The organism is uncultured Psychroserpens sp., assembly GCF_947494225.1.
Taxonomy (GTDB): domain Bacteria; phylum Bacteroidota; class Bacteroidia; order Flavobacteriales; family Flavobacteriaceae; genus Psychroserpens.
Map to the genome: position 1 here is coordinate 460,121 of NZ_CANLUG010000003.1, position 26,103 is coordinate 486,223.

Below are 26,103 nucleotides of genomic sequence, written 5' to 3' on the forward strand. Positions count from 1 at the left end.
TAAGTCACATTTATCTTACATATTTAAAATAATCTAGTAAAACGGAATCGTTAATGGTTCTTGGTGTAAAAACTTCCAAAAGACGTGGTGTATTTGATGTTTCAAAAAAGGACTTCAAATTTTCTTTTAGTTGAATTTCTGTTCGCGCATTTCTGTACTCAAAGCCATACATATCACATAATTGCTGAGCAGATAAACTGTGTTTCGTTTCAAAGAAATGATCAAAGTTTTCGGTGTTTTTATGTCCTGGCAGGATTCTAAAAATACCGCCTCCTTGATTATTAATTAAAATAATTCTGAAGTTTTCAGGAATGTAATCATTCCATAAGGCATTACTATCGTAGAAAAAACTCAAATCTCCTGTTATACAGGTTGTTTGCTTTTCATGAACAACAGCACAACCTATAGCGGTAGAAGTACTGCCATCAATACCACTAGTACCTCTATTACAAAATACAGTAAGGGATTGATTTAAATCAAATAATTGCGCATATCTCACAGTAGAACTATTGCTTAACTGCAAAACGGTAGTATTGGGTAATGCTTTCAGTACAATACTAAAGACCTTAAAATCACTAAACGGAATCTGTTCTTCATATTCTAAATGCTTAAGGCTTCTATGTTGTTTTATTCTAGACCAAGTATTGAAATAAGTACTTTTTGAACCGTTTGTGATTTTTGGCAAGACTGCAGAAAAGAAACTATTTGGTTTGGCTACAATATGCTTATTTAAGCAAAAAAATGTATTGTTTGCTTTTTTCTCATTAATGTGCCAATGGTGTTTGGGCTTATATGTTCTTAAAAACGCCTTTATCTTTTTTGAAACCACCAAACCTCCAAGAGTAACTAATATTTCGGGCTGAAGGTCTTTAAATTCAGTAGCTGCTAATGGCGCTATTATTTTATCTATACTCGGAAAAAAATTAGGATGGTGTAAATTGGATGTTGTTTCAGTAAAAACAATAACACTCTGATCATCTGCCAATTGGTTTAACCATTCTTGTTCAATTTCATTGGGAGGCAATACACCAACCAATATCATCTTTTTAGTTGCCAAATGCCATTGATTAATACAGTCTTGAATTTCCTTTTGATCAATTTCAGGATAATGTAAATGAATAGCATTCGACCTAGGACTCACCGTTAACTTTTCAACTGTTTCATAAAGAGGTTCATCTAAAGGTACATTAATATGTACTGGCCCCTTTTTAAATTGTGCTAAATTGAACGCTTTATTTAGTTCTTCTTCATTATAAGATTGAATATCTTGTTGCAAACCTAAAAAGTGTTCAATCTTATTTTCGATACTCTTAATGATTGGAAGTTCTTCTTTTTCTAACGTCTCATTATTATCTTTCAAATCGAGTTTAAGATTTGCCGAGTATAAAATGTGATTTTCGTATATGTTTTTTTGATTTATAGTTTGGCCATCTCCGATACCAACCAGGTGTTTAGGTCTATCTGCAGACACTACCACCAAAGGAATATCGCTGTAAAACGCTTCTGAAACTGCGGGATAATAATTTAGTAGAGCACTACCAGATGTACAAACTACAACAACGGGTTCTCCAATTTGTTGTGCCATACCAAGTGCAAAAAACGCTGCGCAACGTTCGTCTACAATACTGTAGCAATTAAAGAAATTATCACTAGTAAAACCAATAGTTAAGGGTGCATTTCTACTTCCAGGAGATATTACTATATGCTTTATATTTTTAAGTTTACACAACTGTACCACAGTTTGTGCAAGCGGAATTTTAGGGTACTTCATTTAACCACAAAGTTATTTAAATTAGGTGTCAAAAAAAATAAGATTTAAAACAATTAATTTACTAACTTTCACTTCTTTATAATCAAATCAAAAAACATGAAAATTAATTCCCTCATTTTTCTTCTTGTCACATTTTCTACGCTTAATATAAGTTTTGCACAGCAAAATGATAATTTATGGTTACGTAATACGTCTATTTCTCCTAACGGAAATCAAATTGCATTTACATACAATGCCGATATTTATGTTGTTCCAACCAACGGAGGAAAGGCTACACGATTAACAACAAACAGTGCCTATGACACAAAGCCTGTTTGGTCTCATGACGGAAAACAAATTGCATTTGCCTCTAATCGTCATGGTAATTTCGACGTATTTGTAATGTCTTCGTCTGGTACAAATGTTAAACGCCTCACCTTTCACTCTGCCGATGATATGCCAACCGATTTCTCTCAAAAGGATGATGCTGTATGGTTTAATAGCATTCGTTTAGATGGTCAAAACTCACTATTATTTCATAGGTTAGGTGAATTATATAGCGTTAATCTTAATGCTACCAAACCGAAGCAACTTACTAGTTTTCCTGCATATGAGGCTCAAAACAATAGTCAAGGTGATATGATTTTTGAGGAAATAAAAGGTTATGAAGATCAATGGAGAAAGCATCATACATCGTCTGTTACAAGAGATATATGGATAAAAAGTAAATCTGGGCAATACACAAAACTATCAAACTTTAAAGGCGAAAATAGAAATCCTGTTTTTGGTACTGGGGATTCTTATTATTTTTTATCAGAAAAAGATGGAACCTTCAATGTTTATAAGTCAAATTTCTCTAATCCAAATCAATCGACTCAAATTTCAGAATTTAAAATGCATCCCGTAAGGCATCTATCGGTGTCTAAAAATGACGTTTTGGCCTATAGTTTTAATGGAACTATATATACACAAAGGCCGGGAGAATCTCCCAAGAAAGTTTCTGTAGATGTAAGTGGCGATCAGTCTTTAATGGATAATGAGCTTCTTTTTGTTAACGGAAATGTGACAGATATGGTGCCATCTCCTAATGGTAAAGAGTTGATCTTTATTTATAGAGGAGATGTGTTTGTAACTTCTATTGACGGAAGTTTAACAAGGCGACTTACCAATACACCTGAACAAGAACGCAGTATTGATATTAGTCCAGATGGCAGAACTATTGTGTATGCGGGAGAACGTAATAACAGTTGGAATCTTTACACACAAACGATCGCCTCAGATAACGATAAGTATTTTTTAAATGCTTTAGAATTAGACGAAGATGTTTTACTTGCCAATGCATCCGAAAGTTTTCAACCTAAGTTCTCTCCTACTGGAGAAGACATTGCATATTTGGAAGAACGCACAAAATTGAGAACCATAAATTTAAAATCGAAAAAAGTCACTGTTATACATAACGGCGAGAAACATTTCTCTTATTCTGATGGCGATCAGCAATACGAATGGAGTCCTGATGGGAAATGGCTGGCCATTACATTCTATCCTGATCAGTATTGGTTTGGTGAAATTGGTATTATAAAAGCCGATGGAACAGGTAAACTTATTAATATTTCTAAAAGTGGTTTTAGCGATTTTTCTCCAAAATGGTCTTTAGATGGAACGATTTTATATTGGGCTTCAGACCGAAACGGTATGCACAGTGTTGCTAAAACCGGTCCCTCACAATTGGATGTCTATGGTGTGTTCTTAACACAAGAAGCTTATGATAAATTTAGGCTAAATAAAGATGAATTTTCGTTCTTGATTGATGACAAAAAAACAGAGGATAAAAAAGAAAATGATAAAAGTGATAAAGATGAAACTGAGGCTAATAAAGACAAAAAGCCAAAATTAAAACCTATTGTCATTGAATTTGATAATTTAAATAAACGAAAAGCGAAATTATCATTGTTTTCTACAAACTTGTCTGACGCCTTAATAACAAAAGATTCTAAATCATTACTATACCTTGGACGTGTTGATAATCAGGCCGATTTGTGGAAGTTAGATCTTCGAACAAGAGAAATAAAATCCTTAGGGAAATTTGGTCGCGGAGGCTCAATGGTTTTTGGAAAAGAGGCTAAGGAGGTGTTTATATTAAGTCGAGGTAAAATTGCAAAAGTCGATGTTGGATCAGGAAAACGTAAAGGAGTAGGAATTAATGATGAAATGTCATTTAACCTATCGGCCGAACGCCTTTACCTTATGGATCATGTGTCTCGTCAAGTAAAGAAAAAATTCTTAGATCCAAATTTACATGGAGCCCCTTGGGATGCGCTTTCAGAAAATTACAAAAAGTTTGTCCCACATATTAATAATGATTATGATTTTAAAGATATTCTAGGAGAATTACTGGGAGAATTAAATGCATCTCATACAGGCGCTCGCTTTAGATCTCCTAATATAAAGGGAGATCAAACGGCTTCTTTAGGAATTTTTATTGATGAGAATCATAAAGGTGAAGGACTTAAAATTTCGGAAATTATAGAAGGAAGTCCGTTAGTCAATAGTGATAAAAAAGTAAAAACTGGTGTCATTATACAGGCTATTAATGGAGAGGTCATTACGAATAACATGAATTATTATAAGTTATTAAACCGCAAAGCAGGAGAAGCGATTACTATTTCCTACTATAACCCTACAACAAAAGATAAATGGAAAGAACGTGTAAAACCAATTTCTATAGGTGCCGAAAATGAATTGCGATATCAGCGATGGATTAAGAAAAACAGAGAACTCGTTCATAAACTCTCAAATAATCAAATTGGTTATATGCATATTAGAAGTATGAGCGATCGCAGCTTTAGAGAGTTTTTGGAAAACGTAATGGGAGATGAAGTAAATAAAAAGGCACTCGTAGTAGATACGCGTTTTAATGGTGGTGGAGACTTGGTTGACGATATTACTACGTTTTTAAGTGGAGAAAAGTATATGGAGTTTCAAAATGGTGGTAAAATTATTGGTATGGAATCTCAACGCCGCTGGACAAAACCAAGTATTATGCTGATGGGAGAGTCTAACTACTCTGATGCTCATTGTACACCAGCTGGTTATAAAGACTTAAAAATTGGAAAACTCGTTGGCATGCCCGTTCCTGGCACTTGCAGTTTTGTTTGGTGGGAACGCATACAGAATGGTATTGTATTCGGCATACCAAATATGCAAGTATTAGATATTGAAGGTGACGTCTTAGAAAATAAAGAACTCATGCCAGATATTCTAGTTAAAAATGGATTTGACAATATCACTGGTGGAAAAGACGAACAAATTGAAGCAGCAGTGATCGAATTATTAAAGTCTATTGACTGAACATCAAACACCGATTAGCAACATACATTGAAATGAAAATTTCATGTTATAGATATAAAAAATAGTAATGCCCAAAACTCTATATCGCGTCTACGTTATCGAATTATCAAAACGAGTGTTTACAGAAAATACTAGGTTTCGTAATGCAAACCCTCAGTTTAATGGTGTACTACAATGTTTGTATGTAGGTATGACGAGTAAAACTCCAAAAGAACGATTTCTACAACACAAAACAGGCTATAGAAACAAAAAGGGACATAAACTTTCTTCTAATATTGTTGAGAAATACGGCAATTATTTAAGACCTAGTTTATACAATCATATTGCCCCAATGACAACAAGAGCAGAGGCTATAAAAATGGAAGAAACCTTGGCTTTAGAATTAAGGCGACAGAAATATGCTGTGTGGTATAATTAATTTAAAACCGACATCATTGTCTTTGATTTTTTAACGGTTTCTTCCCATTCATCAAGAGGGATAGAATCTTTGGTTATACCTCCTCCAACGTAAATTAAAGCACGTTCGTTTTTTATTTGCATACATCGTAGATTAACAAAAAGCTGACTTTCTGTTTTTATCGTAGCATATGCATTGTTTTCTACATTTCGCTTGTTGGTATTTCTTATTCGCGAGGTTTTTAAATTGAGTTCTCCTAAAAACCCTGTATAGAATTCGCGGTCGTAGTTTTCGTTATTCTGAATAAAATATTTCGCTTCAACTTTTGGCAAACCACAAACAGCTGGTGTTGGATGCAAAGATAAAACAATGTTTTTCAGATGATTGGGTTTTAGTATACCCGAAATTTGAGATTGCAGATGCAACAATGTTCCTGCTTTGACTGTCTTTGGATTTGATACGTTCAATTGATCTACAAAGGGTTCGAGTTCATTAACTATAAATTCTGTAACGATACGTTGTTCATCTATATTCTTAGAATCCCATGTAACATCTAAGGTATCTACATAATATTGTGTACCAGCCAAGGACATGGTTTTAAAACGTAAACCATCAATATTTAATAATGTTTCTGGTGTTGCGCCTAACCATAACCCAACCTTTGGATGATACCAAATGTATACAAATGCGGCTGAATACTGATGAAGTAACTTCCTAAATATTTGTAGCGGGTTTTTATCTGAAATAGGCACAACCTCAGCTCTGGATAAGACCACTTTTTCTAGTTCGCTTTTATGAATAATATCCACCCCTTTTTGCACTAATTCGACATGTTCCTTAAAGTGTGTAGCCGTATCATGTTGGCTTTCGCCATGATCAACGTTTAATGTTAACCCCATTTCAGAAGTAATTATTTTTGATGATTCCGTTGGAAAAATAACTGTGGGCTTTTTGGAGTCAAAAGGTGAAAATACAAATCCGCTTTCATCAAAATTGGACGTATAATGTACGTTATCATTATTTTGAAACCACCCTTTAACTATACTCTCGTTAGGTTTTTTATAAGCTACAAAAGGTAATTTATTTTTAAAATGAGATTCTATCTGAAAAAAGAAATCTTCTTGACGCATTATTTATTTCTTTTAGGAAGGGAAATAGTAGACAGCTTACAAATAGACACCAAATTATTATTATCATCTGTAATTTTTATATCTAAAAGCTGGGTTGTTCTTCCCTTATGAACAAAGACGGCCTTAGCGTAGACATAACCTTCTGAAACACTTTTAAGATGATTAGCAGTTATCTCCAGACCTCTTACAAACAAGTTTTCGGTATCTAAAAAAATATGTGATGCAAAACTACCTACGCTTTCAGCTAAGGCTGCCGTTGCACCACCATGAAGTACACCATCCGGTTGATGAACTTTTGGAGTTACTGGCATTCTTGCTATTAAAAAATCATCGCCATAGTCAACAATCTCAATACTGAGTGTTTCCATTAAGGTGTTTTTGCAAGATGCATTGGCCTTTACCAGAATATCTTCTTTAGATAATTGCATATAATACTGTATTTTTAAAGTCGCAAACAAAAATACAAAATGAAATCTACAGAAAAGGAAATTTCTTATGCCATTACTAATAGTTACTCCACGTTAAACACATTAAGTTCTTCTACCAAAAATGTATGGTTTGTATGTCATGGCATGGGTTATTTAAGCCGTTATTTTCTCAAATATTTTAAGGGCTTAGACACCAAAGACAACTATATTATAGCACCACAAGCCCAAAGTAAATATTACATTACATCAAAATTTAAGCACGTTGGAGCTAGTTGGTTAACGCGAGAAAACACCAGTTTAGAAACCAAAAATGTAATGACTTATTTTGATTCAATTTTTGAACAAGAACAGTTACCAGATAGAATCAATTTAATTGTTATGGGCTATTCTCAAGGTGTTAGTGTTGCCATGAGATACTTAGCAAAAAGACAACTTCAATGTTCTCATTTGATATTGCATTCGGGAGGCATTCCTGAAGAATTAACAGCTCATGATTTTAAATTTTTCTCTGGTAAAACAAGTCTTATCTATGGTATTAACGATGAGTACCTCAATGATGAACGTATGCAAAGAGAGCAATCTAAAGCCCAAAATTTATTTAATAATTTAGATATAATTCCGTTTGAAGGTATTCATGAAGTAAATACGACGATTCTATGCAATATGGTTTAAAATCAAAAAGCAGCCATTAATAATGGCCACTTTTCTCAATTAATAATTAATTATTGCTATTAAATCAATTATAGTATTATTTCTTATTTGAAGAAATAATTTTCTTTACCATCGTACCTTTGCTCGTTGTTACCTTAACAAATAGAATCTGATCATTAATATTGGATAAATCTATTTTACTAATACCATCATAACCTTTGATATAATCTTTTACAGAAATATCCTTTAATAACATTCCACGCACGTCCATAACCTGAATAGAAACATCTGTATCAAACTCATAAACATAAGCGATATTAATTTCTTTTGTATAAGGCACTGGATATGCTTTAAAGTCTACAGACGTATCTGTTTGTACACTCCGTTGTTCATCCTTTTTCTTATCTCCTTTAGGAATTTCACAAACTTGAACTTCGGCATGTGCAATTAGATAGAAGTTTGCCAGACATTCAGTAATCTGAATATCATCTATAGAGAAAACAATAGTGGCCGAATTTCCATCATTTGAAACACCAGAATAAGGATACTGACCAGGTGCTGTTGTTGGTGCGCACAGTCGTCCTGTTTGGGAACCAATACATGGATAAGGTCCACAACCCGCATATACATGAACAAGGTCTAGTCTGTAAAATACATTCTCATCACCTTCATCTAATGTGTAAGTCACATAAATTTCATCACCTGAACGCTCAACAGTAACATATCCAACAAGAACACCTGGCGAATTTTCGTCGTTAGGGTCACAATCGTTACCAGATCCAGCATATAAATCAAATGTATAAGTATTATAATCCCCTAATTCATTTTGAGACTCAAGATCTAGACCACCATTAGTCCATCCCCAATTACTATTATCTACAAGCGATGTAGATTCTATGAAACACCATTCATTTGCTCCAGAATTTGGTGCAAAAGCATAAGCAGTTTCATCAACACAGCACTCTACAATTTCAACCTCAAATTTGACACTGTCTTGGCATTTAGAACCGAGCGCAAATACATATTCAATATCATGAACCCCTGTACCAAGAGCACTTGGATCTATACTGTAGGTCCCATCTTCATTATCTATAACTCCTATACCAGAGTAAATACCACCTGCAGGTTGGCCGCCAGACAAAATCACAGGTCCATCTTCTAAACAAATTGGACCAACATATGGATGCGATCCTATAACAGTTTCATTTTCTGTAATTTCTAATCTTGCTTTATATAAACAACCATTTTCATCATAAACCTTAGTTTTAATTGGAGAGTCCGCAGCTGTATAGGTTTCACCTGTTAATGGCCATGTATAAGATCCTCCAAGACAAACTGTTACTTCATGAAGTACGCGTTCTGGTTCAGGATATTCGTCTATTATCAATGTAGCCGTATAAGAACATCCATTTTCGTTCGCTAATTCTAAAATCACAGGAGAGTCTTCCGCAAAATACAGATTACCATCAACGTCCCATCTATAGCCATAACCATAACAAACGGTCACTTCATCCTTAATATTTTTCTTCTTAGGATATTCGTAAACCTTCACAATTGCTGAAGATCCAGGGCATGATTCTGACCCCACAAATGTATATGTATACTCTCCATTTAAAGGTCCAGTCCAAATACCACCTGGGTCTGGGTTTCCGCCTAAGGCTTCAAATAGTTCTTCAAATGTTGGTATCACACCTTCACAAACAGTAAGTATTCCATTCTCACCAGCATTAGCTTCGGTACTTTGATTAATTATTAAAGTAGCCGTGTACGGACAACCATTGTCGTCAAACAGATTGAGTTCTACTGGAGAATCGGATGCCGAATATGTATTACCATCTACTTCCCATAAATAAGTTTCATCACCACAAATACTTGCTTCATCTTCTATGTTCTCAGTTCTAGGATGTTCTAAAATAGTCAACGTTGCAGTATAAGGGCAACCATTGGCATCAATTAGCTCTAACTCTACTGGCGAGTCGGTCGCCGTGTAGCTATTCTGATCGACATCCCACAAATATGAATCTTCAAAACATACGGTAACTACCTCATCAATATTTTCAGTCGCATCATATTCGTATACCGTCACGGTTGCGTAGACTTCAGGACATGAGCCAGAAGCTTCAAACATATATTTGTAAACTCCATTAACTGGTCCGCTCCATATACCTCCAGTATCCGGGTTTCCTTCTAACGCTTCAAACAACTCCTCATTGGTTGGTGTTACATTTTCGCAAACTGTAAGTACACCATCTTCACCAGGGTCTGGAGCTGTGTCTTCATTAATGATAAGTGTAGCCGAATAAGGACAACCATTAGCATCTACTAAATCTAACTCTACTGGTGAATCGGCTGCTGTATATGTCTCACCATTAACAGACCAAGTATAAGAGTCTTCCTTACAAATAGTAACTTCATCCTCTATGTTTTCTGTAACATCATAAGCCGATATAGTTAATACCGTAATGTACGGACAACCATTACTATCGGTCTTAGGAACATCATAACTTCCTACACCATATTCAATGCCTTCATAGTTAAAGGTATTTCCTTCACAAACTTCTCCTGAAGCGGTATCATCGGGTGTTACATCATATGCTGTTACAGTTAATACCGTTTTGTATGGACAGCCGTTGGCATCTGTTCTCGGAATATCATGTGAACCTACTGCATAATCATTGCCTTCATACTCGAATGTCTCGCCAACACAAACCTCTCCTGAGGCTGCATCATCTGGTGTAACATCATAAGTTGTTACAGTTAATACCGTTTTATATGGACAGCCGTTGGCATCTGTTCTAGGAATATCATGTGAGCCCACAGCATAATCATTACCTTCATAGTTAAAGGTATTTCCTTCACAAACTTCTCCTGAAGCTGCATCGTCTGGTGTAACATCATAGGTGTCTACAGTTACTGTTGCTGAAACCTCTGGACATGAACCTGAAGCAGCAAATGTGTATGTATACATGCCATTAACAGGACCGCTCCAAACACCTCCAGCATCCGGATTTCCTTCTAACGCTTCAAACAACTCCTCATTTGTTGGAGTTACATCTTCACAAACCGTTAACGCTCCATTTTCACCTGCATCTGGCGCATCATCCTCTGTTATAGTTAAAGTCGCCGAATAAGGACAGCCGTTAGCATCTATCAAATCCAACTCTACAGGTGAGTCTGAAATACTATAAGTAGCACCATCAACCGACCACAAATACGAATCTCCTTCACATATGGTTACATTATTTACAACATCTGGTGTAGTATCAAAGGTTGTTACGGTCAGTACTGTTGTATATGGACAACCATTGGCATCTGTTTTTGGAATATCATGTGAGCCTACACCATATTCAATGCCTTCATAGTTAAAGGTATTTCCTTCACAAACTTCTCCTGAAGCGGTATCATCTGGTGTAACATCATAAGCGGTTACGGTCAGTACTGTTGTATAAGGGCAGCCATTGACATCTGTTTTTGGAATATCATGTGAACCTACAGCATAATCATTGCCTTCATATTCGAAGGTCTCACCAACACAAACTTCTCCTGAAGCTGCATCATCTGGCGTGACATCATAGGCTGTTACAGTTAATACGGTTTTGTATGGACAACCATTGGCATCTGTTCGTGGAATATCATGTGAACCTACAGCATAATCATTACCTTCATATTCGAATGTCTCGCCAACACAAACTTCTCCTGAAGCTGCATCGTCTGGTGTAACATCATAGGTGTCTACAGTTACTGTTGCTGAAACCTCTGGACATGAACCTGAAGCAGCAAATGTGTATGTATACATGCCATTGACAGGACCGCTCCAAACACCTCCAGCATCCGGATTTCCTTCTAACGCTTCAAACAACTCCTCATTTGTTGGAGTTACATCTTCACAAACCGTTAACGCTCCATTTTCACCTGCATCTGGCGCATCATCCTCTGTTATAGTTAAAGTCGCCGAATAAGGACAGCCGTTAGCATCTATCAAATCCAACTCTACAGGTGAGTCTGAAATACTATAAGTAGCACCATCAACCGACCACAAATACGAATCTCCTTCGCATATGGTTACATTATCTACTACATCTGGTGTAGTATCAAAGGTTGTTACGGTCAGTACTGTTGTATATGGACAGCCATTGGCATCTGTTTTTGGAATATCGTAAACACCTACTTCATATTCTAATCCTTCATAGGTATACTTATTTCCTTCGCAAACTTCTCCTGAAGCTGTATCATCTGGTGTGACGTCATAAGCTGTAACTGTTAATACGGTTTTGTATGGACAACCATTAGCATCGGTTCGTGGAATATCATGCGAACCTACAGCATAATCATTGCCTTCATACTCGAAGGTCTCACCAACACAAACTTCTCCTGAAGCTGCATCATCTGGTGTGACATCATAGGCTGTAACTGTTAATACCGTTTTGTATGGACAACCATTAGCATCGGTTCGTGGGATATCATATGAGCCTACTGCATAATCATTGCCTTCATATTCGAATGTCTCGCCAACACAAACTTCTCCTGAAGCTGCATCATCTGGTGTGACATCATAGGTGTCTACAGTTACTGTTGCTGAAACCTCTGGACATGAACCTGAAGCAGCAAATGTGTATGTATACATGCCATTAACAGGACCGCTCCAAACACCTCCAGCATCCGGATTTCCTTCTAACGCTTCAAACAACTCCTCATTTGTTGGAGTTACATCTTCACAAACCGTTAACGCTCCATTTTCACCTGCATCTGGCGCATCATCCTCTGTTATAGTTAAAGTCGCCGAATAAGGACAGCCGTTAGCATCTATCAAATCCAACTCTACAGGTGAATCTGAAATACTATAAGTACCGCCATCAACTGACCACAGATAGGAATCTCCTTCGCATATGGTTACATTATCTACTACATCTGGTGTAGTATCAAAGGTTGTTACGGTCAGTACTGTTGTATATGGACAGCCATTGGCATCTGTTTTTGGAATATCGTAAACACCTACTTCATATTCTAATCCTTCATAGGTATACTTATTTCCTTCGCAAACTTCTCCTGAAGCGGTATCATCTGGTGTGACGTCATAAGCTGTAACTGTTAATACGGTTTTGTATGGACAACCATTAGCATCGGTTCGTGGAATATCATGCGAACCTACAGCATAATCATTGCCTTCATACTCGAAGGTCTCACCAACACAAACTTCTCCTGAAGCTGCATCATCTGGTGTGACATCATAGGCTGTAACTGTTAATACCGTTTTGTATGGACAACCATTAGCATCGGTTCGTGGGATATCATATGAGCCTACAGCATAATCATTGCCTTCATATTCGAAGGTCTCACCAACACAAACCTCTCCTGAAGCTGCATCGTCTGGAGTCACATCATAGGCTGTTACAGTTAATACAGTTTTGTATGGACAGCCATTGGCATCTGTTTTTGGAATATCATGTGAACCTACAGCATAATCATTGCCTTCATATTCGAAGGTCTCACCAACACAAACCTCTCCTGAAGCTGCATCGTCTGGTGTCACATCATAGGCTGTAACTGTTAATATGGTTTTGTATGGACAACCATTGGCATCTGTTCGTGGAATATCATGTGAGCCTACAGCATAATCATTGCCTTCATATTCGAATGTCTCACCAACACAAACCTCTCCTGAAGCTGCATCGTCTGGAGTCACATCATAGGCTGTTACAGTTAATACAGTTGTATATGGACAGCCATTGGCATCTGTTTTTGGAATATCATGCGAACCTACAGCATAATCATTGCCTTCATATTCGAATGTCTCACCAACACAAACCTCTCCTGAAGCTGAATCGTCTGGTGTGACATCGTATTCTGTGATAGTCAAAGTTGCAGTATACGGGCAATCATTAGCATCTGTGAGCTCCAATACAACAGGAGAATCTCCCAAAGTATAACTGATTCCATCAACAGGCCAAACATATGAATCACCTGAACAAACAATAGCATTGTCAATAATATCTTCGGTACCAGGAGGAGGGCTCAATCCTGAGACATTAGCTGTACATTGTGTTGGATTTAATGGATCAACACATCCATTTGTAGATGGAATTACAGGGGAAATATCTATATTAAAATCTGTCCCTTGATTATAAGTTAAGGTAAAAGATCCAGAAATTGCGCCTCCGCCAAGATTCCCTAAACAAATATCGTTTGAAACAGAAATTGCATTTGGATCTGTTGCCGTATATTGGCCATTAGCACCATTAACAGGAACAGAAACAGAATATGTTCCGTTTTCAGCACAAGATACTATTGGGTCCTCTACACCTAAAGAGCAAATCACTTGATCACTGTCTCCACAACCAAATCTCGCTTTAAAATTATTAACGGCTAAATCTCCATCGGCACCTTGATCCCAAATCGCTAAATATAAGTTAGCTGGTTCAAGAAAATCTTCGCCTTCAATAGGTATTGTATTCCATGTACTGGAACTTTCTACACCGCAAGCGATTCTTTTAAGGTCACCACAGTCACCACTTAATTCTTGATTATTGGCAGCTAACGTTGTTCCTGCTTGATGGGCGTTAGACGAATACAGGACCCATGCTATTTCATCACCTGAATTATCATTTATTTGAATCTCGAAACTACCAGCAAATGCTCTCACATCAAAATTTAACCAAATGATAGGTTCTCCATTAGTTGGGTTAGCAGGAAATACAGTTGTTTGAGTACTGGGATCAACACATGGAATACCAGAAATATCGATTTCAAATTGGGATGAATTATATACTGAATTGTTATATGGCATCACCTGAGATTGTGTTTCAGCGGAGCTCCCACATCTTATAATACCATTAGGAAATGCTGCATTAGGTGCATCATCTATAGAGCCATCTGGAAGCCAAGTTGATCCTTGAGTCCAACGCTGCGCTCCCTCACATGGTGTGTCAGTTTGAGCAAATATAGGATGAAATCCAAATATAAAAGCTACGAGAAATCCTATTCTTTTAATTTCAGAATAGCGAAGTGAATTAATAGCAAAGAATGTCATAATGTAATTGGTTTACGTGTTAAACCACAACATTATAGATACTACATGTGTAGAAAATGGGCTGATATAAGCTATTAATCAACCTCAGATAAAATGCTATTATAATAATCTAGTTTTCTCAACAAAACTAGTCTAGGGGAATTTCTATTAAATATAAAAGTATTCTTTTTATACTTATAATTAAATCGTTGAAATACAATGTTTTGGTGTGGAATGGTATTTGAATTCTAAAACAGAACTTAAAGATCTCCTTTTCTTTTCGTATACAACTTTATATACTGTTACCGCGTATATAGTTTCAAAAATGGATGTAAAAAGGACATAAAATTAATACTATTTAATTTTGAGAATTGCCGATTTCTTTTTCCTCAAGTAGTCTGCCTCTAAAGTATTAGTTACAAGTTTAATAGCCATATCAAGGTGTTTAATAGCTTCTGTTTCATTTAAAATTTTGGCATAATAATCGGCCTTAGCTGCATAATACAAATAGGCACGTTGTTCTAAATCTTCGGGATGTATCAAGTCAAAGTAATAACTAGCCTTACTACTCTCATTATTCTGAACACAAATAACAGCCATAGTAAGTACATGGGATGGCATTGGCTGTAAATTATATAATGCCTCATACCATCGTAAAATTTTCACCCAATTGGTGTCTTCGAAAGTTTTTGCTCTAAGATGTTCTGCAGCGATTGCGGCTTCATAATGATAACTTGAAAAGGTATTGGTTTCAACAGCTTTGTTCATCATAGCGTTACCAAGATCTATTAATGGAAAATGCCACAAACTTCGATCTTGATGTTTTAGGTCTAAAAGTTCATTATTTGAATTAAGTTTTGCATCTAATCTAGATGAATGGAAACACATAATTGCAAAGAGTGCATAGACTTTTGGCAAACGCATAGATTCACGTTTTAACAGTAATTGGCATAAGCGCATGGCTTCACCACATAAATCGGTTCGAATGAGTTGTTCTTTTGTATTAGAATGGAATCCTTCATTGAATATTAAATATAAAACTTCCAAAACACTTTCTAAACGCTCATGAAGCATCTCTCCTTTCGGGATATTAAACTTCAAATCTGCTTTTTGAATTGCTTTTCGGGCTCTAGAAAGACGTTTTTTAATAGTATCTTCCTTAGTCAATAATGCAGATGCTATTTCTTTCGTGCTAAATCCAGACACTGTTTTTAGAGCAAAGGAAATCCGATCACGAGCATCCAATTTTGGATGACATGCTGTAAAAATCATTCGCAACTGCGCATCTTCAATTTCAGTATCTAAAAATAATTCATTAATGGCAATTGTTTGAGTCCCTTGCGTAAGCTTAGGAATTAAGTTGCGCTCTGTATTGAGTTTTCTAAAGATATCTATTACTCTATTTTTAGCAGACTTGGTAAGCCAAGCCTCAGGGTTTTCAGGTTGTTGTTTACGCCAACTTAAAGTGGCCTTAATAAAAGTATCTTGAACAGCATCTTCTATAATCTCAAGATGTTTCAGACCAAAAACTCGAGTCAAAACAGAGACCATCTTACCACTGTGATGACGAAATAGATGGTCTATGTTTTTAGGTTCCATTAACGATCAAATACCATAATTTCACGAATCTCAACAGTTCCGCCTAAATCATAATCTGGGAAGTCTTGAGCGATATCTTGAACGGTATCAAAATCTTTCGCCTCAACAGTGTAGTAACCTCCAACAATTTCTTTAACTTCTGCGGAAGCTAAATCTGTCACTGTTCGATTCTCACCAGAAATACGTCTAATTTGAGGTGTAAGTGCTTCTCCTCCACGTAGAATTCCAGCTTGTTCCATTTTATTTCCCCAAGCAAACCATTTACCCATTCGGCTTTGGAGTTCTTCAGGTGAAAGCCCTAATGCAGCATAATCTGCACCAATAAAAATCATCATAAAATTTTTCATAATCTTAAAAATTAAATTGTTTATATATTAGTAAGACGTGTTCAATTATTAAAAGAGGACAACTTTTATAAAAATAATCAATATTGAGTATTGAGCAAGTTTGGAAAAGTGATTCTTCTATTTTCATTTTACTTTTGAATTATTAAGATCACACCAATGAGCTCGAAAAAAACCAGCAAAGCATTTTACGAAGAACGATTAAATTGTATAATAGAATACATACATGCCAATTTAGATCAAAAAATTGACCTTAAAACACTCGCAGAAATCTCTAATTTTTCTCCGTTTCATTTTCATCGTATTAGCAGAGCATTATTAGGGGAACCAATTGGCACATATATTTCTAGAACGCGAATAGAGACTGCAGCTAAACTTCTTTGCTTTTCTAAATCTTCCATTGAAGAAATAGCTTACAAGGTTGGTTTTGAATCACCATCGTCCTTATCAAAAAAATTTAAATCCTATTTTGGAGTATCCCCTTCTTCATATAGAACAAACAAAACTCATACAATCAAAAAAACAACAATTATGACACGAGAATTAAACATTAAAAAACCAAAAATTTTAAACTTAGAAGATAATAATTGCCTGTATTATAGAATGCAAGGTGCTTATCAAACGCTTGATTATGCCAGTGCATGGACAAAACTATGGGCACAAGTAAAAACTCAAAAATTATTTACAAAGGGCATACAGATGTATGGCTTACCTTATGATGATCCTAATGTTACACCTGCAGACAAACTACGTTATGACGCCTGTTTAATTATACATAAAGATGCCAAGGCAGAAGGCGATGTTGGAGTTAAAACGCTTAAAGGTGGAACGTTTGCCGTTTTTTTATACCAAGGCAGTTATAAATATTTTGCCGATGTTTATAATTATATGTTTGAAGAATGGTTAATTACAACCGATTACGAGCTACGTGATGAGCCAGTTAGAGAACGATATATTAGCCATCCTGATCGTGTAGCCGAAGACAGATTAAAAACCGAATTTTATATTCCTATAAAGTAGTTTACTATTTAGGAGCCCTAAGTATTTAAATACTTAGGGCTCGTTTATGTAAGTGCTTAACTTGTTTTCTGTAATGTTTTATTTTTTTCTTTTAAAATAGCCAATTGCTTTTCTAAAAATGTAATTGCTTGTTCTGTTTTATAACTTGTTTTAGAAGTAAAGTCTTCAAACTTTTGGTTAAACTTTTCCTTACCAGAAGCGGCAGCTTTAGATAAATCACCCTTAACTTCTGCCAAGTCTTTTGATAATTGGTCCTTTATGTCGTTTCCTTCTTTTTTAAGTTTATTTCGAGTAACACTTCCTTTTTCTGGTGCCAATAAAACGCCAGCTGTAGCACCTAGTAATATACCAAGTACAATTGCTCCTTTATGAATCATAATAATTTCTTTTAAGATTAAACTAGATTTTATCTATAGGTCTTAAAAAACATGAATTTGTTACAAACAAATTCATAGTCAGGTGTTTAAATCATTATTATAACATAATTTATGAAGACAATTTAAATCTAAACTAGGAATCTAGCTTACTAAATTTGACACGATTGCCTTTACAGGAAGAATTTCTTTAGTATGCTCAATACTTGGTCCTGCAACCCAAACGGTTTTATATGTCGCTTTTTTTGCCGCATTTTCTGTAGCTTTCATTCCAATAGAAAAGCGAACCATTTTCACCCACTTTTTGAGTTTTCTATTTTTATTTAGAAGATTTTCAAGCCATGTTGCTTTTGTTCCAATTTTCTGAACGTAAGGTGTATTAATAACAGTACAAGGTGTCCCAGAAATACGCTCTGTCATTATGATGTCATCGGCGCCATAATCAACACAAGCCTGCTTATACTCATTAGTCACTTGTGCTTCTAATGATGCTATAAAAGGACTCCCAACAGAAACACCTTCAGAACCATAACTTAGCATTTTATCAATATCTGCCTTACATCCAACACCTCCTGCAGAAATTACTGGAATAGATAAATTTTCATTTAGAAGTTTAATAAGTTCTTTAGGAGATAAATTACCACGATGTCCTCCAGCTTCGTTATTCACTGCTATTGCCGCATCTGCACCTAAACTTTCTACCTTCTTTGCGAAATGTAAATCCACTACATCGCAAAACACTTTTATGCCAACAGCATGGGCTTGGTTTATAGTTTCTTCTGGGCTACCCAAAGAGGTAATTATAAAATCACAGCCTTCCTCACATAAAACTTCTAATTGCCCTTTATATTTAATATTCGATTTATTAACAATTAGATTAAATCCGAAAGATCCTCCTTCCACTTTATTGGCTTTCAATTCTCGAATAGCCTCACGTAGTTCATCTAAAGTCCTATAATTTAAGGCAGGAATACAACCAGCAATACCAGCATTCATGGCTTCGGTAACCATAGCTACATTAGAGACAAGAAACATTGGTGCCTGTATAATTGGGTGCTTTATATTGAGAAGTTTAGTGAGTTTGGTTTCCATGAATATCAAATTGATTTTAGCAAATATAATAAAATTTATTATGCATGCATAACAGTTGTTTAATCCATAAACCTATAATAGCCACATTTTAAATAGGCCCCTTCAATAAAACCAATAGGATGGTCAATATCATGTTGTGTTTTTTGCACTACGGAAAATGATCGGTTAGTAGCTTTTAAGGTATGTTCATTTATATCATAAAACGCGGTTGCCCTCACTCTTGATGAACAAGATGCCAGTACCAATAAACCTTCTCTAGCCGTTAGTTGCTGTCCTAATCTTGCCAATTGTGCGTATTTCTTTTTTGCCAATTGTACTTCAGATTGTTGTTTCGCGAAACTAGGAGGATCAATAACTACGACATCAAAACGCTTTTTTTCTGAAACGAGTTGCTCCAGAATTTTGAACGCATCACCTGCCAAGGTTATATGCTTTCCAGAATAGTGGTTAAGTTTACCATTTTGAACTGCTATCTTTAGCGCTTGGGCACTTATATCCAAGCTAGTCACTTCCTTTGCTTCATTGGCTAATGCATGTACTGAAAATCCGCCAGCATATGAAAACACATCTAAAACTGTCTTATGTCTACTTAAAAGACCTACTTGCCTCCTATTTTCCCTATGATCTAAAAAATAACCTGTTTTATGTCCTTTGATAACATTAGCAGAAAAGTTAACATTGTGCTCTACAAACTTAACAATCTCATTTTCTAATGTCCCATAAACAACATCTCCATCTTTTAAACGATGCTCATCAGAATTTTGTAATCCGCGACTCAATCTTATGACAGCTGTATCGCAGCTTGATATTTTCATTAAACTCTCTAATATTGTTTTAAGATAAGGTAGCCATATTTCAGAATAAAGTTTAACTACCAAAACTGTATTATACACGTCGGCAATCAATGAAGGAAACCCATCATTTTCTCCAAAAAGCAGTCTGTAACTTGTTGTGTTAGTCTTTAGTAATGGCAACCTTTTTTTGTAAGCGCTTTCTATTTTCCGAAGAAAAAAGTCTGTGTCAACTTGCATTGGTTTGCTATCGCTATAGATCATTTTAATGCGAATGGGAGATTTGGCATCATAAAGCCCAATACCTATCATTCCATTTTTTCGTTTCCCGAAGATAATTGCAAGATCACCTGTTTTGGCGTCTGCATTAATTTTTACGATACTATCTGAAAACACCCAAGGATGAGATTGTTGCACATAATTTTCGCCTTTTGCAGTGAGTTTTACTGCAAGGCGTTTAGGTTGATTTAAGCTTTCAATGGATGCCGAAAAATTCATAATTGCAAATTAGTTTCTTTTTATAGAATAGCGTTGCTATTAAGCATAAAAAACGCAACCATTTCTGATTGCGTTTTTATAAATGTTAAGATATGATTTCTTATTTCACTTCTTCGAAGTCTACGTCTTCAACATCATTTCCTTCAGCCTGAGCCTCTTGACTAGCATCTGGTCCTGGTGCTTCGGCTCCACCTTGTTGAGCTTCTGCTTGTGCTTTGTACATTTCTTCAGAAGCGACTTTCCATGCTTCGTTGATTTTTTCTAAAGCAGGTTCGATAACATCGATTTCTTTAGTTTCGAAAGCCTTCTTCAATTCTTCAAGGGCTTCTTCGATTGGCTTTTTCTTATCATCAGATAATTTATCACCAAATTCTTTAAGTTGATTTTCTGTTTGGAAAATCATCGCATCTGCTTCGTTCAATTTCTTTGCATTTTCTACTGCTTTAGCATCTGCATCCGCATTTGCTTCAGCTTCTTGCTTCATTTTAGCAATTTCTTCTTCAGTTAATCCTGAAGATGCTTCAATACGAATATCCTGTTTCTTACCAGTTGCTTTGTCTTCTGCAGACACTTTAATGATACCATTGGCATCGATATCAAAAATCACTTCAATTTGAGGTGTTCCTCTTTGTGCTGGTGGAATTCCATCTAAATGGAAACGACCAATTGTTTTATTATCTGCTGCCATAGGACGTTCTCCTTGTAATACATGGATTTCTACTGATGGCTGATTATCTGCTGCTGTAGAGAATACTTGTGATTTCTTAGTTGGAATTGTGGTATTAGCATCAATCAACTTTGTCATTACATTCCCCATAGTTTCGATACCAAGAGATAATGGTGTAACATCTAATAAAAGAACATCTTTTACATCTCCAGTTAATACCCCTCCTTGGATTCCAGCACCTAAAGAAACAACTTCATCAGGGTTTACACCTTTACTTGGTGTCTTTCCAAAAAATTTCTCAACAGCGGTTTGAACTGCGGGAATACGTGTAGAACCACCTACTAGTATTACTTCATCAATATCACTTTTTGATAAACCGGCTGCTTTTAAGGCAGTTTCACATGGCTCAATAGTACGTTTTACTAAATCGTCAATTAATTGTTCAAATTTAGAACGTGTTAATGTACGTACCAAGTGTTTTGGTCCTGAAGCTGTAGCCGTTACATAAGGTAAGTTAATTTCAGTTTGTGCAGACGATGATAATTCAATCTTTGCTTTTTCCGACGCTTCTTTTAAACGTTGTAATGCCATAGGATCTTTACGTAAATCAATCCCTTCTTCGCTATTAAACTCTTCTGCTAACCAGTTAATGATTTTCTCATCAACATCATCACCTCCTAAATGCGTATCTCCATCTGTAGATAATACTTCAAAAACACCATCTCCTAATTCAAGAATAGATACATCATGTGTTCCTCCACCAAAATCGAATACAACGATTTTTTGATCTACACCTTTTTTGTCCATTCCGTAAGCTAAGGCTGCTGCAGTTGGTTCATTTATAATTCTACGAACTTTTAAACCTGCAATTTCTCCAGCTTCTTTAGTTGCTTGACGTTGTGAGTCATTAAAATAAGCAGGTACAGTAATTACTGCTTCACTTACATCTTGACCTAAATAGTCTTCAGCCGTTTTCTTCATCTTCTGAAGAATCATAGCTGATAATTCTTGTGGTGTATAAAGACGTCCATCAATATCTACTCTTGGAGTATCATTATCTCCTTTTACCACTTTATATGGTACACGTTCTGCTTCTTTTTTAGATTCAGAATATTTATTCCCCATAAAACGTTTAATCGAATAAACCGTTTTTGTTGGGTTTGTTACTGCTTGTCTTTTTGCTGGATCACCAACTTTAATTTCTCCACCTTCTACAAAGGCGATAACCGAAGGCGTTGTTCTTTTACCTTCAGCGTTTGGGATTACTACTGGCTCATTTCCTTCCATTACAGAAACGCACGAATTTGTAGTTCCTAAATCGATTCCAATAATCTTACTCATAATTTTATATTTAGTGTTTTTATTTCCAATACTTCGGAAATGTTTATGTCATTTTAATGTCGTTATCTATATGACAATGATTATGCCATGACAAAAAATATGACATGATGTCACAACCATTAAAATTTCAAACGAACAAAAAAACATATCTTTAAGATGACATAATTAAACCAACCCTTATACTATGATTGATTATTACGATGTTAATTTCAATTTCATGAGTTCAATATCGCCTTTATCTAAGGCAACTTATGATAAATTATATGCTATAGCAGAGCTAAAAGAGTTTAAAGCAAAAACTAAGTTAGTAAACATTGGAGAAGTAAGTAAAAAGTTATACCTCATAAATAAAGGTGTATTACGCTCTTACCTTATTATGGAAAACGGAAAAGAATTAACCAAATCCTTATTTACAACTGTTGAGTTTTTTGCTTCATTCACATCCATGCTTACAAAAAAACCTTCGGAGTTCATATACGAAACGCTTACCGATTGCCATATTTATGAAATAAATTACAAAGCGTTTATGAAATTATGCAACACCAACTCAGAAGTACTAAAGTTTTATTCGCGTTATTTAGAGTTTCTATTTATGGCAGGCGAACGTATGTTTATAGAAATTTCTACAATGAACGCCAAAGAGCGGTATTTAAAACTGAAAGAGCGCATACCAAATATTGATCAATTAACGCCGCAATATCAAATTGCATCTTACCTTAATATAACCCCTGTCCAACTTAGCAGAATTAGATCAAAGCTCTATTGAAATTATAGTTTTGGAATATAAAAACGTATCCTAATAAAAACTATATTTGTCACACTAAAATGTGATCAATAATATGGAGTGTATTTCTGTCTTTGACATGCTCAAAATAGGTATTGGCCCTTCAAGCTCTCATACATTGGGACCATGGCGAGCTGCCGAACGTTGGATTAAAGAACTTAAGGTCGCTAAAAAGTTTGATAGCGTAGAAAGCATAAATGTTGACCTCTATGGCTCGTTATCCTTAACTGGAAAAGGACACGCCACAGATTATGCGGTACTTCTCGGATTAAGTGGTGCCGACCCAGAACGTATTCCTGTTGATTCTATTGATACGATTATTGATGCTATTAAAAAGACAAATACCATAGTGTTTAATAATGAAACGACTCTGCCTTTTGATGTTAACACAAATATTATTTTTAATAGAAAATTTCTGCCTTATCATGCCAATGCACTTACCTTTACCGCTGTAATTAATGGAAGAAATTACAAGTCGACTTTTTATTCAATTGGTGGCGGATTTGTTGTAAAAGAAGAACGATCAAATCACAAGAAAAATTTTGAAATAAAATGTTCTTTTCCATACCCAATAGAGAAGGGTACCGAGCTTTTAAAATTTTGCACCGATTTAAATAAATCCATTTCAGAAGTTGTTTTAGAAAATGAGAAATCAATTAGATCTGAGACTGCAATAAATGACGAGCTTAAAAGAATTTGGGATACGATGTTAGAATGTATGTACACAGGTTGTCATACAGAAGGTAGTCTTCCTGGCGGACTCAATGTTAGGCGTCGTGCCTATGACATGCATCAAAGTTTAAAAGGAGATACGCCCTATTCAAATCCTGTGGAATGGATTTATGCGATTCGAAATACAGAGGTTAAATTTAGACAAATCCTTAAATGGGTAAGTTGTTTTGCTCTTGCTGTAAATGAAGTCAATGCTTCTCTAGGTCGTGTAGTTACTGCTCCTACTAATGGAAGCGCTGGTGTTATTCCTGCTGTACTAATGTACTACTTAGTTATTGAAAACCACGATGGTAATTTTGAAGACATCAAACGTTTTTTATTGGTTGCTGGTGAAATTGGAAGCATCTTTAAAAAAGGAGCCACTATAAGTGCTGCCATGGGAGGATGTCAGGCTGAAATAGGCGTCTCATCTGCTATGGCTGCTGGTGCACTATGTGAACTCTCTGGAGGTAGTCCAGAACAAGTTTTAGTTGCTGCAGAAATTGCTATGGAACATCATTTAGGGCTCACTTGTGATCCTATTGGTGGTTTGGTTCAAATTCCTTGTATAGAGCGAAATGCCATGGGAGCTATTAAAGCTATAAACGCTTGTGAATTAGCTTTAGATACCGATCCAAATAATGTTAAGGTCCCTTTAGATAAAGTCGTAGATACAATGTGGGAAACCGCTAAAGATATGCATACAAAATATAAAGAAACAAGTGAAGGCGGCTTAGCCGTGCGTGTTAATATGGCCGACTGTTAATTTAATTTGTTAACAAATTAATCTTTTTGACAATTTGACTTTCGTCGTGAATCGATTAAATAAATAATTTTCCATTTGCCTTCCGTTTTTACGAGATGAAAAGAATTTACACCACAATGACTAAATTTATCATTGAACCAAAATTCGTAATCTACCCATGCTACGGCTAAATTAGCGTCAATTTGAATATTAAATTTTGTTAAGCGCTCATCCCATTTTTGATCATCAGGCCTGTTTGCTATTGCATTTAGCAACTTATCTGACCCTCCATCATCAACAAAGACGCCTTCACCTTTTTTATTAATAAAAGCTGTTTGCATGGTTACTTTTGGCATCATAACAGATTTCATCATGCTTGTATCACCTTTGTGAAACCCTTCAAAAAAACGTTCAACTGTTGCTTTAACTTCATCGCTTTGTGATGTTTGAGAAAATGAAAATGTCGTTACCAAAAAGGCAATTAGAAAGATAGAGTTTTTCATGAGTTTAAAATTTCAGTTAAATTATAAAATAAATCGTTTTTAGCACTCATAATAAATAAAGTTTAACAAAACTCTGTATTTTTACGGATAATTAATTTTTACAATATGTCTGTAGCAAAAAAAGATTACAAAAGAATTACTGTGAAGTCTCTTGTTGACATGAAACAAAACAACGAGAAAATATCAATGCTTACGGCTTACGATTACACCATGGCTAAAATTGTTGATGAAGCTGGTGTAGATGTTATTTTAGTTGGTGATTCGGCAAGTAATGTCATGGCGGGACATGAAACAACTTTACCTATTACTCTAGATCAAATGATTTATCATGCTTCCTCTGTTGTAAGGGCAATTGATAGGGCTTTAGTTGTAGTTGATTTGCCTTTTGGAAGTTACCAAAGTGATCCAAAAGAAGCGCTCCGTTCGGCCATTAGAATCATGAAAGAATCTGGAGGACATGCTGTTAAAATGGAAGGCGGCAAAGAAGTTAAAGAATCTATTAAACGCATTCTAAATGCGGGGATTCCTGTGATGGGACATCTAGGTTTAACGCCACAATCTATTTATAAATTTGGGACATATACTGTTAGAGCCAAAGAAGAACAAGAGGCAAAACAATTAAAGGATGATGCTTTAATGTTGGAAAAGGCAGGATGTTTTGGAATTGTTCTTGAAAAAATCCCTGCAAAGTTAGCTCAAGAAGTTGCAGAAAGTGTCTCTATTCCTGTAATTGGTATTGGTGCTGGCGCTGGTGTTGATGGTCAGGTTCTTGTATTACATGACATGATTGGTATGACACATGAATTCAATCCGCGTTTTCTACGACGTTATATGAACTTATATGAAGACATGACCAAAGCTATTGGTCTATATGTTGATGATGTAAAAGCCGTTAAATTCCCTAATGACAAAGAGCAATATTAA

18 protein-coding genes are annotated in these 26,103 nt (G+C 35.6%); 7 read left to right on the forward strand and 11 right to left on the reverse strand.

From position 1 onward, the window contains the following. Positions 1-10 precede the first annotated feature (10 nt). Positions 11-1,771, reverse strand: a complete 1,761-nt coding sequence (gene menD, locus Q0893_RS09995) for a 2-succinyl-5-enolpyruvyl-6-hydroxy-3-cyclohexene-1-carboxylate synthase (RefSeq protein WP_299275002.1) — start codon at positions 1,769-1,771, stop codon at positions 11-13. Positions 1,772-1,867: 96 nt separating this feature from the next. Between menD and Q0893_RS10000 the strand changes: the two genes are divergently transcribed. Together Q0893_RS10000 and Q0893_RS10005 are read left to right on the forward strand one after the other, a co-directional pair. Then, entirely contained in the window at positions 1,868-5,098 is a 3,231-nt protein-coding gene (locus tag Q0893_RS10000) for a S41 family peptidase (protein WP_299275004.1), read from the forward strand. Positions 5,099-5,165: 67 nt separating this feature from the next. Continuing rightward, a complete protein-coding gene (locus Q0893_RS10005) occupies positions 5,166-5,516 on the forward strand; it encodes a ribose-5-phosphate isomerase (protein WP_298902118.1) in 351 nt (116 codons plus the stop codon). Here Q0893_RS10005 and Q0893_RS10010 read toward each other — a convergent pair. After that, positions 5,513-6,625, reverse strand: coding sequence for a chorismate-binding protein (locus Q0893_RS10010; protein WP_298902121.1), 1,113 nt, complete (start codon positions 6,623-6,625; stop codon positions 5,513-5,515). The genes Q0893_RS10005 and Q0893_RS10010 overlap by 4 nt on opposite strands. After that, positions 6,625-7,053 carry a PaaI family thioesterase gene (locus tag Q0893_RS10015; RefSeq protein WP_299275009.1) on the reverse strand — a complete coding sequence of 143 codons (429 nt, stop codon included), beginning with the start codon at positions 7,051-7,053 and terminating at the stop codon, positions 6,625-6,627. The genes Q0893_RS10010 and Q0893_RS10015 overlap by 1 nt, the downstream gene beginning before the upstream one ends. Before the next feature lie 39 nt (positions 7,054-7,092). Here Q0893_RS10015 and Q0893_RS10020 point away from each other — a divergent pair, with 39 nt between their 5' ends. Further along, positions 7,093-7,725: an esterase gene (locus Q0893_RS10020; RefSeq protein ID WP_299275012.1), complete on the forward strand. Its 633-nt coding sequence runs from the start codon at positions 7,093-7,095 to the stop codon at positions 7,723-7,725. Positions 7,726-7,801: 76 nt separating this feature from the next. Here the strand turns inward: Q0893_RS10020 and Q0893_RS10025 are convergent, their stop codons facing one another. The 3 genes from Q0893_RS10025 to Q0893_RS10035 all read right to left on the reverse strand — a co-directional run bounded on the left by Q0893_RS10025 (position 7,802) and on the right by Q0893_RS10035 (position 16,656). Then, positions 7,802-14,731 (reverse strand): hypothetical protein, encoded by a 6,930-nt coding sequence (locus tag Q0893_RS10025; RefSeq protein WP_299275015.1) that lies wholly within the window; start codon positions 14,729-14,731, stop codon positions 7,802-7,804. A 333-nt stretch (positions 14,732-15,064) separates the two neighbouring features. After that, entirely contained in the window at positions 15,065-16,309 is a 1,245-nt protein-coding gene (locus tag Q0893_RS10030; protein WP_299275018.1) for a sigma-70 family RNA polymerase sigma factor, read from the reverse strand. Further along, complete coding sequence (locus Q0893_RS10035; protein WP_299275021.1) at positions 16,309-16,656, reverse strand: YciI family protein; 348 nt, start codon at positions 16,654-16,656, stop codon at positions 16,309-16,311. Before Q0893_RS10035 ends, Q0893_RS10030 begins: the two co-directional genes overlap by 1 nt. Before the next feature lie 156 nt (positions 16,657-16,812). On the opposite strand from Q0893_RS10035, the gene Q0893_RS10040 reads away from it, so the two are divergent. Next, positions 16,813-17,673 carry a GyrI-like domain-containing protein gene (locus tag Q0893_RS10040; RefSeq protein WP_298902130.1) on the forward strand — a complete coding sequence of 287 codons (861 nt, stop codon included), beginning with the start codon at positions 16,813-16,815 and terminating at the stop codon, positions 17,671-17,673. A gap of 56 nt (positions 17,674-17,729) precedes the next feature. Here the strand turns inward: Q0893_RS10040 and Q0893_RS10045 are convergent, their stop codons facing one another. The 4 genes from Q0893_RS10045 to dnaK all read right to left on the reverse strand — a co-directional run bounded on the left by Q0893_RS10045 (position 17,730) and on the right by dnaK (position 22,436). Then, positions 17,730-18,050 carry a YtxH domain-containing protein gene (locus tag Q0893_RS10045; protein WP_298902131.1) on the reverse strand — a complete coding sequence of 107 codons (321 nt, stop codon included), beginning with the start codon at positions 18,048-18,050 and terminating at the stop codon, positions 17,730-17,732. A 141-nt stretch (positions 18,051-18,191) separates the two neighbouring features. Then, entirely contained in the window at positions 18,192-19,139 is a 948-nt protein-coding gene (locus tag Q0893_RS10050; RefSeq protein ID WP_299275026.1) for a nitronate monooxygenase, read from the reverse strand. Positions 19,140-19,198: 59 nt separating this feature from the next. Next, complete coding sequence (locus Q0893_RS10055) at positions 19,199-20,428, reverse strand: class I SAM-dependent rRNA methyltransferase (protein WP_299275029.1); 1,230 nt, start codon at positions 20,426-20,428, stop codon at positions 19,199-19,201. 100 nt (positions 20,429-20,528) lie between these two features. Further along, positions 20,529-22,436: a molecular chaperone DnaK gene (dnaK, locus tag Q0893_RS10060; protein ID WP_298902134.1), complete on the reverse strand. Its 1,908-nt coding sequence runs from the start codon at positions 22,434-22,436 to the stop codon at positions 20,529-20,531. 184 nt (positions 22,437-22,620) lie between these two features. On the opposite strand from dnaK, the gene Q0893_RS10065 reads away from it, so the two are divergent. Continuing rightward, the gene (locus Q0893_RS10065) at positions 22,621-23,202 is read left to right on the forward strand and encodes a Crp/Fnr family transcriptional regulator (RefSeq protein ID WP_298902136.1); all 582 of its coding nucleotides are present in this window, start codon (positions 22,621-22,623) and stop codon (positions 23,200-23,202) included. A 73-nt stretch (positions 23,203-23,275) separates the two neighbouring features. Continuing rightward, a complete protein-coding gene (locus Q0893_RS10070) occupies positions 23,276-24,697 on the forward strand; it encodes an L-serine ammonia-lyase (RefSeq protein WP_298902137.1) in 1,422 nt (473 codons plus the stop codon). Between the two features lie 17 nt (positions 24,698-24,714). Here Q0893_RS10070 and Q0893_RS10075 read toward each other — a convergent pair whose 3' ends face one another. After that, the gene (locus tag Q0893_RS10075; protein WP_299275036.1) at positions 24,715-25,179 is read right to left on the reverse strand and encodes a nuclear transport factor 2 family protein; all 465 of its coding nucleotides are present in this window, start codon (positions 25,177-25,179) and stop codon (positions 24,715-24,717) included. A gap of 105 nt (positions 25,180-25,284) precedes the next feature. Between Q0893_RS10075 and panB the strand changes: the two genes are divergently transcribed. After that, complete coding sequence (gene panB / locus Q0893_RS10080; RefSeq protein WP_298902140.1) at positions 25,285-26,103, forward strand: 3-methyl-2-oxobutanoate hydroxymethyltransferase; 819 nt, start codon at positions 25,285-25,287, stop codon at positions 26,101-26,103.